The sequence below is a fragment of the Rhodococcus sp. NPDC060090 genome (assembly GCF_042729855.1).
Lineage (GTDB): Bacteria > Actinomycetota > Actinomycetes > Mycobacteriales > Mycobacteriaceae > Rhodococcus.
In genome coordinates this window covers 117725-129110 of the sequence record NZ_JBHWXB010000016.1, presented here as the reverse complement: position 1 = coordinate 129110, position 11386 = coordinate 117725, and the positions used below count along the sequence as shown (strand labels likewise).

General features: G+C 65.6%; 12 protein-coding genes, 1 tRNA gene and 1 other RNA gene. 6 read left to right on the top strand and 8 right to left on the bottom strand.

Annotated elements, in window-relative coordinates; genetic code table 11:
* On the top strand, nucleotides 1-720 hold a 720-nt coding region (locus ACFWCF_RS21355; RefSeq protein ID WP_378565645.1), incomplete at its 5' end, for an RNA-guided endonuclease InsQ/TnpB family protein.
* A 30-nt stretch (nucleotides 721-750) separates the two neighbouring features.
* Here ACFWCF_RS21355 and ACFWCF_RS21350 read toward each other — a convergent pair.
* The 5 genes from ACFWCF_RS21350 to ACFWCF_RS21330 all read right to left on the bottom strand — a co-directional run bounded on the left by ACFWCF_RS21350 (nucleotide 751) and on the right by ACFWCF_RS21330 (nucleotide 5048).
* On the bottom strand, nucleotides 751-1494 hold the full coding sequence (locus tag ACFWCF_RS21350; RefSeq protein WP_378491588.1) for a queuosine precursor transporter: 744 nt from the start codon (nucleotides 1492-1494) through the stop codon (nucleotides 751-753).
* A gap of 96 nt (nucleotides 1495-1590) precedes the next feature.
* The gene (locus tag ACFWCF_RS21345; RefSeq protein ID WP_378491589.1) at nucleotides 1591-2430 is read right to left on the bottom strand and encodes an RDD family protein; all 840 of its coding nucleotides are present in this window, start codon (nucleotides 2428-2430) and stop codon (nucleotides 1591-1593) included.
* Nucleotides 2431-2528: 98 nt separating this feature from the next.
* Entirely contained in the window at nucleotides 2529-3431 is a 903-nt protein-coding gene (locus ACFWCF_RS21340; protein WP_378491590.1) for a hypothetical protein, read from the bottom strand.
* Nucleotides 3432-3528: 97 nt separating this feature from the next.
* A complete protein-coding gene (gene gluQRS / locus ACFWCF_RS21335) occupies nucleotides 3529-4440 on the bottom strand; it encodes a tRNA glutamyl-Q(34) synthetase GluQRS (RefSeq protein ID WP_378565642.1) in 912 nt (303 codons plus the stop codon).
* 29 nt (nucleotides 4441-4469) lie between these two features.
* Nucleotides 4470-5048, bottom strand: coding sequence for a TetR/AcrR family transcriptional regulator (locus ACFWCF_RS21330; protein ID WP_378491592.1), 579 nt, complete (start codon nucleotides 5046-5048; stop codon nucleotides 4470-4472).
* A 110-nt stretch (nucleotides 5049-5158) separates the two neighbouring features.
* On the opposite strand from ACFWCF_RS21330, the gene ACFWCF_RS21325 reads away from it, so the two are divergent.
* A complete protein-coding gene (locus tag ACFWCF_RS21325) occupies nucleotides 5159-5659 on the top strand; it encodes a nuclear transport factor 2 family protein (RefSeq protein ID WP_378491644.1) in 501 nt (166 codons plus the stop codon).
* A gap of 12 nt (nucleotides 5660-5671) precedes the next feature.
* Here ACFWCF_RS21325 and ACFWCF_RS21320 read toward each other — a convergent pair whose 3' ends face one another.
* Nucleotides 5672-6322 carry a YoaK family protein gene (locus ACFWCF_RS21320; protein WP_378491593.1) on the bottom strand — a complete coding sequence of 217 codons (651 nt, stop codon included), beginning with the start codon at nucleotides 6320-6322 and terminating at the stop codon, nucleotides 5672-5674.
* A gap of 157 nt (nucleotides 6323-6479) precedes the next feature.
* Between ACFWCF_RS21320 and ACFWCF_RS21315 the strand changes: the two genes are divergently transcribed.
* Nucleotides 6480-7541: a DUF1524 domain-containing protein gene (locus ACFWCF_RS21315; protein ID WP_378491645.1), complete on the top strand. Its 1062-nt coding sequence runs from the start codon at nucleotides 6480-6482 to the stop codon at nucleotides 7539-7541.
* Between the two features lie 117 nt (nucleotides 7542-7658).
* Here the strand turns inward: ACFWCF_RS21315 and ACFWCF_RS21310 are convergent, their stop codons facing one another.
* Both ACFWCF_RS21310 and ACFWCF_RS21305 read right to left on the bottom strand, forming a co-directional pair.
* Nucleotides 7659-7913 carry a hypothetical protein gene (locus ACFWCF_RS21310; RefSeq protein ID WP_378491594.1) on the bottom strand — a complete coding sequence of 85 codons (255 nt, stop codon included), beginning with the start codon at nucleotides 7911-7913 and terminating at the stop codon, nucleotides 7659-7661.
* A gap of 200 nt (nucleotides 7914-8113) precedes the next feature.
* Nucleotides 8114-8201, bottom strand: a tRNA-Ser gene (locus ACFWCF_RS21305).
* A 116-nt stretch (nucleotides 8202-8317) separates the two neighbouring features.
* Here ACFWCF_RS21305 and ffs point away from each other — a divergent pair.
* The 3 genes from ffs (at nucleotide 8318) to ACFWCF_RS21290 (ending at nucleotide 11383) form a co-directional block, all read left to right on the top strand.
* Nucleotides 8318-8412, top strand: an RNA gene (gene ffs / locus ACFWCF_RS21300) — signal recognition particle sRNA small type.
* A 49-nt stretch (nucleotides 8413-8461) separates the two neighbouring features.
* Nucleotides 8462-9751, top strand: a complete 1290-nt coding sequence (locus tag ACFWCF_RS21295) for an aminotransferase class I/II-fold pyridoxal phosphate-dependent enzyme (RefSeq protein WP_378565639.1) — start codon at nucleotides 8462-8464, stop codon at nucleotides 9749-9751.
* 288 nt (nucleotides 9752-10039) lie between these two features.
* A complete protein-coding gene (locus tag ACFWCF_RS21290; RefSeq protein ID WP_378565636.1) occupies nucleotides 10040-11383 on the top strand; it encodes a hypothetical protein in 1344 nt (447 codons plus the stop codon).
* Nucleotides 11384-11386: the final 3 nt, after the last annotated feature.

The following is an 11386-nucleotide window of genomic DNA, read 5'->3' as shown; positions in this document are numbered from 1 at the left end:
GTCGTTGATGAGCCGGAGCCGGTGGTGGTGTCGACCCTGCCGGCTCGGGCTGCCGGTGTGGATGTGGGGTTGACCGATCTGGCGGCGATCGTCTATGACGACGGTACTCGCGAGAAGGTCGACAATCCTCGCTGGCTGCGGTCGAAGGAACGGCGTCTGGGCCGCGCCCAGCGGGCGTATTCACGCACCGAACGTGGGTCGAAGAATCGGGACAAGGCTCGTCGGAAGGTCGCTGCGGCGCACCGGAAGGTGCGCGAGACGCGCCTGGATCACCATCACAAGCTGGCATTGAGGTTGGTCCGCGAGAACCAAGCGGTTGCCCTCGAGGGGTTGTCGGTGGCGGGTTTGGCGCGCACGAGGGTGGCGAAGTCGGTGCACGATGCCGGCTGGTCGATGCTCAGGCGGTTGATCGAGGAGAAGGCCGCCCGGTATGGCGCGGTGGTGCACACGATCGGCCGGTGGGAACCGACGTCGCAGGTGTGCGTGGGCTGTGGGGTGCGGGACGGGAAGAAGCCGTTGGGTGTGCGGGTGTGGGTGTGCCCGTCGTGTGGGTTGGTGCTGGATCGGGACTACAACGCTGCTGTGAATGTGTTGCTCGCCGCTGGGCTGGTGGAGAGGGTAAACGCCTGTGGAGGGAGCGTAAGACGTGTGCTTGCATGCGCGGACCCGGTGAAGCAGGAACCCGCTGAACAGATCTTGCCGGATGGTGAGGCTGCGTAGGAATCCTCCGTGTTCACGCGGGGGAGGAAGTCAAGCGTCCAAGCGCGCGCCGTAACTCGGCTCGTGCTTCTTCACGTACGCGATCACGCGATATGTGACAGGCATGAGGACGATCTCGACGACGGTCTTCCACAGGAAGCCGACCACGACGAAGTTCGCGAAGTCCGACCACGTCGAGATCCCGATCGCGCCGGCTGCGATCGAGCAGAAGATCAGAGTGTCGGCGAACTCACCGACTACCGTCGACCCGATCAAGCGTGCCCAGAGGTGCTTTTCCTTCGTGCGCTTCTTGATCCATACGAGCACGTACGAGTTGAGCAGCTGCCCGACCAGATACCCGGCGAGGCCGGCGAGCAGCATGCGCGGCACCACCCCGAGTACTGCTTCGAACGATTCCTGGTGGGGATAGAAGTCGGCTGCCGGAAGCGACCAGGTGACCCAGAAGCACAACGCAGACAGCGCCACCGCGCCGAATCCGACGAGCACGGCGCGCCGGGTCGCGGCGAACCCGTACACCTCGCTGAGCACGTCGCCGAGGATGTACGCGAGCGGGAACAGGAAGAATCCGCCGTCGGTGATGATCGGCAGAATCTGCAGGGGCCCCACGGCCCATTCGCTGTCGCCGAAGAAGGCGACGCCCTTCGTTGCGGTGATGTTCGAGATGATCAGCACCGTGGTGAACAGCACCAGGATCCCGGGGTAGAAGCTGTGTCCCACCCGGGCGAAGGCCACTTGCTCGGACGCGGATTTCGGGAGATCGCCTGCAGTTGTCACCCGGCCATCCAAACATCCGGGCTGGTCGATCGCGAAAGTGGCGGGAAACGACAGCGGGCTCCGTCCCGAAGGACGGAGCCCGCTTGCCTGTGTAGGTCAGGACTTGACGACCCGGGTACCACCCGCGAACTTGTCGTGGAACCCTTGCTTGCTCTCGTCCTGCTCGACCGTCACGGCGATGCCGATGTAGGCGGCCAGCGACGCGAGGCTTGCCAGCCACCCCAGGAACGGGATGCCGGACAGAATCTGGAGCGCGACGAAGGCATTGCGCTTGGCGGCCTCTTCGAGCGTGGGGTTTCCACCGTTCGGTCCGACCACGGACAGGCCGAGCAGCTTCTTCCCGAAGGTCGCGCCCTGCGTCGACTCGAGGTACGTCCAGTAGCCGAAGGCGACGACTCCCGTCAGTACCGACATGACGAACGACATGAACCCGCTGCCGCTGCCGAAGGCGATGATCGCGGTGAGGATGAACATCGGGATTCCGACGATCAACCCGTCGATGATGCGAGCGCCGAGACGCGGCAGCAACTGACCCGGCTGCGACGGGCCGAAGCCGGGTGTCGGCGACGGGAAGCCGGGTGCTCCACCGAACGGTTGTGCGCCGGGCGCCTGACCGTACTGCGGCGCCTGACCGTACTGCGGGGCACCGTACTGAGGTGTGCCCTGCTGCTGCGCACCGAACTGATTGCCCTGGGGAGCGCCGTACTGGCCGCCGTTCTGAGGAGCACCGTACTGACCGCCGCCGTTCTGGGGGGCACCGTATTGGCCGCCACCGTCAGGCCCGTAGCCGTCGATCGGTCCGGAGAACTGCTGGGTGTAGTCCACAGGCTGTTGCCCGAAGCCCGGCCGGTTGCCGTACTGCGGAGCGTTGCCGCCCGGGTAGGAGCCCGGATTCTGCGGATTGGGCTGGGGAGGAGGGTATCCACCGGATGTCATATATCTCCCTTTTATGAGCAAATGCAGATGCGCCACCGTACAACGTTCCGGTGACGGACAGTTATACGGTGGCGCAGCGAAGCGGTGACGCAGGGTGGTCAGGCAGCGACAGGGCCACCCGTGGTGATCCGGTAGGCGTAGGTCGAGGCGATGATCGTGACCGGGATGGTGACGAACAGCCCCAGACCGCACAGCAGTGCGCCGACGATGTTGATGCCGACGAGTGCAAGAGCCAGCAGGAGTAGTGTGCCTGCGTTCGACTTGATCGCATTGAAACTCGACTTGATTGCAGTGATCGCATCTTGGTTGCGGTCGACCACGAACTGCATCGTCCACCACGTCAGGAACGCGACGGCAAGACCGGGGAGGATGCACAGCACGAAACCGATCGTGGTCGCGATGCCCACGAGCAACCCGGCCACGATCACAGCGCCAACCGCGCCGACCTGCAGGAAGGTCCCGAAAGCGGGCTTGCGGCCATCGATCTCGCTGAGCGCACCACGCACGAACGCGGCCTGGATCAGGTAGCCGACCACGGTGGTGACCACGGTGCCGATGATCGACCAGACACCGAACGTGCTCGCGCCCTCGTCGACGGAGAAGGAGAAGCTGCCTCCGTTGAAAATGAAGCTGAGTACCACTTGAATGACGAAGGAAGCCAGCACCATGAGGATCCACACGCCGGGGTTCTGGCTGAACTTGCGCCACCCGTAGGAGATCGCGTCGCCGACACTCAGCTGGGCGGGCCCCGGTCCGAAACCACCACCGAAGTTTCCGCCCGGAGGCGGCGGCGGGTAGCTACCGGGAGGCGGGGGATAGTTGCCCGGTGGGGGAGGGTAATTTCCGCCCGGAGGCGGTGGGAAGCCGCTGCCCTGTGAGGGCGGGGGGTAGCTGCCGGGAGGGGGAGTGGTGCCGCCGGGTGGATACCCAGGCCATTCCGGATCGGGAGTGCCGCCTTGGTTCTGCGGGTCCTTGTTCGGGTCGTAACCGCCGGTCGTCATCGGATCCTCTCGAGGATGGGATGGTGCACGTGCTTTCGGTTGTCACCGTGAGGCTACGGCGGTTCCATCCCCGATGCAGCCCTTCCGATCTTGTATTTCACTGCGGTCGATACACCCATGGATCTCTCGGCAACCGCTGCGGGTTCCACCGGTCGAGCAACAGGGACAGCGTGACCGGTTCGCCGGGATCGGCCAGGTTCAGGGATGCTGCGATCGTCGCGAGCACATCGGCGGGCGTCTCCCCGAGTTCGACCCGGTCTGCGAGTGTGACTGCGCCGTCCCGCTTTGCAAGGCGCTTGCCCTCCACGTTCAACGCGAGAGGAACGTGCGCGTAGAAAGGGATCGGAAGCCCCAGCAAGGACGCCAGATAGCCCTGGCGAGGTGCGGAGGCCAGCAGATCGTCGCCGCGCACCACCTGGTCGATGCCTTGGGCGGCGTCGTCGACCACCACCGCGAGGTTGTAGGCAGGGGTGCCGTCGCCACGGCGCAGCACCAGGTCGTCCACGATTCCGGTGAAGTCGCCGTGCAGCACATCGTGGATCGTGTAGTACGCCTCCTTCGAACGCAGCCGAATTGCCGGTGGGCGGCCGCTGTCGCGTTTCGCGGTACGTTCGGCATCGGTGAGGGCGCGGCAGGTGCCCGGGTACGCGCCTGCGGGAGCGTGCGGGGCCGACGCGGCCTGCTGAATCTCGCGTCTGGTGCAGTAGCACTCGTAGGTCAGACCGGCGCGGCTGAGCCGCTCGATCGCCGCGTCGTAGAGATGCTGTCGGCGGGATTGGTGCACGACCTCGCCGTCCCAGTCGAGTCCGAGCGCCGCGAGATCGGCGAGTTGAGAGCGCTCGGCTCCGGGGCGTACCCGATCGAGGTCCTCGACGCGCACCAGAAATCGACGTTGTGTGGATCGTGCGAACAACCACGCGAGAACGGCGGTGCGGAGGTTGCCGAGATGCAGGTCGCCCGACGGGCTGGGCGCGAACCGACCCGCGCCGTCGTCGGCCGAATGTGACACCCGTGCACTTTAACGGGGACGGGTGTGTGTCAGGCCGCGGCGTCGAGCATCAAGTGGATCTGAGTGTGCAGCGCATGGGTGAGGTATTCGCGCGGGTACAGATCCGGGCTCGACGTCGCGTCAAGTGCCAGACCGTTGACGGCCGCGACGAGCAGGGCGGCGCGCGTCTCAGGGTCGGGGACGCCCATGTGGATCAGGACGGTGGCGAGCCCCGTGCGGATGGTGAAGAGGACGGAACTGCGGATCGAACTCAACGACGGAGACGTCGCGGCGCGCACCGCGAAGGCGGCCATCACGTGTGCCTCGCTGCCGCGTTGGTCGTCGAGCGGCAGCAACTGGCTCAATGCCGCGAACAGCGTGCGGGTGGGGTCGATGTCGGGGTCGACGGTGGCCAGCCGCGCGAGCACCCGGTCGGCGAGCGCCCGGAACGCGTACGCGAGCATCTCGTCCTTCGTCGGAAAATGGTGCTGGACAGCTCCGATCGACACGCCCGCCTGGCTCGCGACTTCTCGTACGCTCGCCGATTCGAGCCCGCTGCGTGCGGCAACCTCGAGTAGTGCCGCAGCGAGCCTGGTGGGGCTGGTGGTTGCGTAGGGGCGGGCGCGCATGGGAGAACCGTAGCGGAGCGCATGAGGTTCCTGATGTCATGGGTGACGACCTCCACGCGACCGTGATCGGTGGAGTCCGACATGCGCGCAACTACGGGGGAAGGGCTGCAATGGGGTGGAGTCGGGACGAACTCGAGAATGCGTACGCGAACTACCGGGAGACGGTGGTGCAGGCGACACTGGCCCGCGACTGGAACTGCTATGCCGACCAGTTCACCGAGGACGCGAAGTACGTCGAGCACGCGTACGGGACGATGAACGGCCGTGAGGCGATCCGCACGTGGGTCACACGGACGATGTCGGCATTTCCCGGTAGCCGCATGACGTCGTTTCCGCCGTCCTGGTACGTGATCGACGAGGAACGCGGCTGGGTGATCTGCGAGGTGCAGAACCCGATGGAGGATCCGGGCGACGGCACCGAGCACAACGCCCCGAACATCACGATCCTCCACTACGCCGGCGACGGGCTGTGGTCGTACCAGGAGGATGCCTACAACCCGATGAACTTCCTCGCTGCCACCAAGCGGTGGTGTGCTCACGCCGAGAAGTGCGGAAACCTCCCGGACGATGCGCGGGTGTGGCTCGACAAGATGGCGAAGATGGGCGCTTGACCGTTGTGCGTTTCACGGCCGGTGGGGCAGAAACCGCACACCGACCGTGAGCGCGGCAGACACCGCCGTTGCGATCCACAGTGCGTTGAGGCCGAGCGCGCGGTGGGCGAGTGCGCCGAGGACGGCTCCACTCACCAGCCCGGCCCACAGGCCGAAGTAGGGAATCCAACGCCAGCGTGGCCCGCCGAGGAATGCTGCCGCGATGCGATGCCCGATCTTCACGAGCGCACCCGTCATGTAGGTCAGGGCGATGCTGACCTCGCCGTCGCGCCGGAACACCGAGTTCTCGGCGCCCATCGCCAGCGTCATGGCGATGACGGCGAGGGGAACCCAGTCGAGGAGAGCGCCGAGTGAGCCGAGCAGCAACAACCCTGTGACCAGCGCAAGTACTGCACTCTTGCGGGTCCGTCGATCGTGATCGGTGAGTTCCGCGATGATTCCGCTGATCGTCACGCCGACGACGAAAAGCACGAGGATGCCCGCGACGATTCCGACCTGGGCCCACGCGCCGTCCGCAATCCCGACGCTCAGTCGGGTGGAGTTGCCGCTCATGAACGAGACGAAGATTCCGCCGAGAGTGATGAAGCCGATCGCGTCGACGAATCCGGCGAGAGACGACAGCGCGATCGCGAGCCCTTGGAGTTGCCTGCCGTATCCGACCACGCCGAAATGATAGGTGTCGCTCGGGAACAGACCGTTATCTAGCGTATGTAACGGACTGTCGGCAGAGCTGCGATAACAACCTCGGAACGGTTTCTTTTCGCGCAGGAGTGCTTCGGTGTCCCCATTTCGTATAGTCCCGATACTTTCGCGCGCCCGCATGGTCGCGGGAGTTGCTGCCACGGTCGTGTTGCTCGCCGGCTGTTCGGAAGCCGCAACCGAAGTCGTACCGAGCTCGAATACGGACACTGCGACGGCCTCGACGACGTCGAGCGCAGGAGTGTCTACTGCAGCGGCGTCCACCACGTCGGCGGCCGCCGAGGCGACCTCGCCGGTCGCCGAGATCCCCGCTGCCGCAGGCGCCACGAGCCAGGCAGGTGCTGCCCTCACACAACTCGCGACGCTGCCGATCAAGGGCCGCGCACCGAAGACCGGCTACGACCGCGACCTGTTCGGTCAGGCATGGAGTGACGACGTCTCGGTTCCGGGTGGACACAACGGCTGCGACACCCGCAACGACATCCTGGCCCGGGATCTGGTCGAGATCACCTACCGGCCGGGCACTCGCGACTGTGTGGTGCTGTCCGGCGTCCTGAACGACGCCTACACCGGCACGTCCATTGCGTTCACCCGAGGTCAGGACACATCCACAGCGGTGCAGATCGACCATGTCGTCGCACTGTCGGACGCGTGGCAGAAGGGGGCGCAGCAGTTGGATTCCCAGACCCGCGCCGACTTCGCGAACGACCCACGCAATCTCCAGGCCGTCGACGGACCGACCAATCAGCAGAAGAGCGACGGTGACGCCGCGACGTGGCTGCCGCCGAACCGTGCCTACCGCTGCACCTATGTGGCACGCCAGGTGCAGGTGAAGGCCGCCTACAACCTGTGGGTGACGCAGGCCGAACACGATGCGATGGCGCGGGTGCTCACCTCGTGCGGCGGGTCGGCGCCGGTCGCAGAGCCGTCGGAGTCCGTGATGGTTCCGACCACGATGATCCCTGCGCCGCAGCCGGCACCGGCTGCGACCACTGCCGCATCCCAGCGGGTCCAGCCCCAGCCCACCGCGGAACCTGTTCCGGCCGTCGGGGCCGACCCTGGTTCGGTGTACTACAAGAATTGCTCCGCGGCGCGCGCGGCAGGTGCTGCGCCGTTGTATGTGGGTGAGCCCGGGTACCGGCCGAAGATGGACGGCGACGGCGACGGCGTGGCCTGCGAGTAGGCGTCACTGCGGAACTTTCCTCCGGTCGTCCGGGTTTCCGTTGCCTCACGACCCACGGCAACCCGGGCTATGCGAGGAAAGTTCTGTGTGCGGCTGTAGTGCTCAGGCGAAAGTACTTCAGGCGAACCGGTCCGTCAGGTTGCGTCGCATGCGATGGAGGTCGCGAAGCGAGTCGCGCAGCTTCGCGCTGTCGGCATCGAACCTGCGCGCGCGGTCGACGGCGCCGGCGCGGTGCTCGGCGAGAGCGCGCTTCTCGGCGTTCTCGATCGCTCCCGAGATCGTGTCGATCTCCTGGTCCAGCATCTCGCGCCACTTCGCTGCCTGAAGTGAATCGGCCTGATGATGGATCGCTTCGTTGTTGTCGCTGAGCACGATCTCCGACGAACTCCTTCGATCCCGACGGCGCAGCCGTTCATCCACATGTGACCCCGAGTCGCTCCCCGGGTTGTTCAAGTGTCCAACGCCACGGCGCTGGGACAAACGATGACACGGATTCGACGCGTGGTCATGTGCGGGTCCCCGGGACGAGAAAAGCCCGTGACCGGCATTTCTGCTGGTCACGGGCTTCCCGTTGGCGGAGGATAGGGGATTTGAACCCCTGAGGGCGTTAACCCAACCCGCGTTCCAGGCGAGCGCCATAGGCCACTAGGCGAATCCTCCGTGAGGAAGCATACCGAATGACCCCACCGACTTCCCAAACGGGCAGGTCTGCACGCGAATCGAGGGGGTAGGAAGGGGGTGGTGCGCACCCGTATGGGGAGTCCTCTAGACTTGCCGATGGATCCCGCGCGGCGCGCATCCTGTGAACTCCCCCAGGGCCGGAAGGCAGCAAGGGTCAACGGGCTCTGCCGGGTGCGCGGGGTCCCCTATTTTCTTCCGCCGATGCCCGTGTCACCGTGCACGGTGAAAGGTCTCTCCGCATGCCTACGCAGACCCAGATCGGGTTGATGAGCCATGAGGAACTCGTTGCAGAGCACGAGCGCCAAACCGCGAATTACGAGCGGTTGAAGACCGAGAAGCTGACGCTGGACCTGACCCGCGGTAAGCCCTCCCCCGAGCAGCTGGACCTCTCCGCGGAGTTGCTGTCGCTGCCGGGCGCGGACGATTACCGGGATGCCTCCGGCACCGACTGCCGCAACTACGGCGGGCTGAAAGGTCTGCCCGAGCTGCGCGCGATCTTCGCCGAACTGCTCTCCATCCCCGTCGACAACCTGCTCGCCGGGAACAATGCGAGCCTCGAGACCATGCACGACCTCATCACCTGGTCGCTGCTGCACGGGACCGTCGATTCGCCGCGCCCGTGGTCGCAGGAACCGGTCGTGAAGTTCCTGTGCCCGGCTCCCGGCTACGACCGCCACTTCGCGATCACCGAGTCGTACCGCATCGAGATGATTCCGGTGCCGTTGAACGACGAAGGCCCGGACGTGCACGCGATTGCGGAGCTCGTCGCGAATGATCCGCAGATCAAGGGCATGTGGACGGTTCCGACGTATTCGAACCCCACCGGTGCGGTCTACAGCGAGGATGTCGCTCGCGCGCTGGTGTCGATGCCGACCGCGGCGCCGGACTTCCGGATCTTCTGGGACAACGCGTACGCGGTGCACCCGGTCCTCGAGGAGGTCGCCCCGGCAATCGACATCCTGGGTCTCGCTGCCGAGGCAGGGAACCCGAACCGCGTGTTCGCTCTCGCCTCGACTTCCAAGATCACGTTCGCAGGATCAGGTGTGAGCTTCTTCGGTAGCTCCACGGCGAACCTCGACTGGTACCAGAAGTTGCTCGGGATCAAGACGATCGGACCCGACAAGGTCAATCAGCTGCGCCACCTTCGGTTCTTCGGCGACGCCGACGGTGTGCGGGCACACATGGCGAAGCACCGCGAGATCCTCGCACCGAAGTTCGCGCTGGTCCGCCAGATCCTCGAAGACCGTCTCGGTGCGTCGAAGGTCGCGTCGTGGACCGAGCCGAAGGGCGGCTACTTCATCAGCCTCGACGTCGTCGACGGCACCGCCAAGCGGGTCATCGCGCTCGCCAAGGACGCGGGAATCGCCCTCACGGCTGCGGGTTCGGCGTTCCCGTACAAGAACGACCCCGACGACAAGAACATCCGCCTTGCTCCGAGCTTCCCGTCGCTCGACGAGCTGGCGAAGGCGATGGACGGCGTCGCAACCTGCGTCCTGCTCGCAGCGACGGAGAAGACGCTCGGACACTGACATCCGCAGGCCGCACTGGCCCCGGGTGTCACACGTTCTCCCAAGCTGTGGACAAAGCTGTGGACAACTGGTGGACCGATGGTGGACAACTTCTGTCACACCGCTCTGACCTCAGGAAATCGAAGAATTCGCTTTCCTGTGAATAAGTGCCATACTCCGATATCAGGGTCGCCGCATTCCGCGGCGGGTTCGGAAGTGGTGAGTGTGATGGAAGACCGCGCTCTCGTACGATCCGGAGCCGGCGCAGCTGCCGTCGGTTCCGTCACGGGCTGTCACGGTGTTGTGAAGGTGTTTCTCCTGGCTCTCGATATCGAGGCCTCTGCGGTGTCGCCGCCGCCGATCGACGCGGTGCACGAGCTGGAGCCGTTCCTTCCTGCTCGAATCGGAACGTTGCCGAGCACCGAACACGGTGTTCGTGCGGCAAGCCTGCTCGCATACCGGCACATCACCGACCGTGAGCGCCCGCCTCTGTCGTTCGGTTCCTCGACAGGCGCATTGCGCACCGGATCAGCACGCCCGTACGTCGGGGCACCAGCGACCTGCCTGTCGCTGTGGGAGATCCCCGGGCACGGACTCGTCCTCGCTCTCGAAACGCTCAGTGACGACAAGTCCCCGCTGATCGACTGGCGCGCCGACCCGTTGCAGGACCGAGACGGCGCCGGCTTCCGCCCCGCCGTCGACGAGTTCCTCGCGCCGTTCTCGCTGACCAGCGACGCGTGTCTCAACGATCTGTTCCCCGGCCTGAACCGTCGGATGCCTGCCCCGACCACGTATCAGGCTCTGAGTGATCTTGTGGTGCACCGGCATCGGGGCGTCGGCGACCAGGAAGTCGTCGAGGCCTTGATGGTGGAGGTCGTGTCGAGCGGCGGTGATCGCGTGCGCGAACTCGTCGACGGCCGACGCACCGATTCGCAGGCCAGAGCCACAGCTCAGATGTGGGGCGTGTTGTGGAACTGGGATCGGGTTGCGCTCGTGGATCGACCCGTGCAGCCCGGTGCGGCGATCGCAGTGCGAGAAGACTCCGCTGCGGTACTGCTGGACCTCGAAGCGACACCGGTGGGCAGCGACTACGTCGGTCACGGCACGAGCGAGATGATCTTCGAGTTGCTCCCGTGGGTGGCGATTCGCGCACGCGCCTCGACCGACTTCTGGCGGATTCTGGACCACCTCCGCAATCACGAAGACCTCACCGGAGACCGTCTCGTCGAGGCACTCGACGACATAGCTGCGATGCAGGCCCGCAAGATGGAACGTGCGCTGCTGCGTAAGGCCTCCCTCCACAACGACCGGTTCCACTCGTGGACACAGCCGACACAGTTGCGGTCCTTGATGGCGGGGAGGGTCGCCGACGAGATCGCGGACCTCGATGCCGAGCTCGCGGGCGCAGTCGAGGTGATCGAGCACGCGGTGCTCCGCAGCGCCGAACTGCGCTCCGCTCACCATTCCCGGCTTGCGCGAGGATGGTCGGCCGCCGGTGGAGCGATCGCCGTCGTCGCCCTGTTCGCCGCTCTCGCGGCGGTGCCGGGTACGTCGGAACCGACCCTCTTCTCCCACTGGATCCACGCGCTGACCGTCTCGATCGTGCTCACGGTGACGGTGCTCGCGGTGGTCGTCCTGTGGCGGCGACAGTGACGC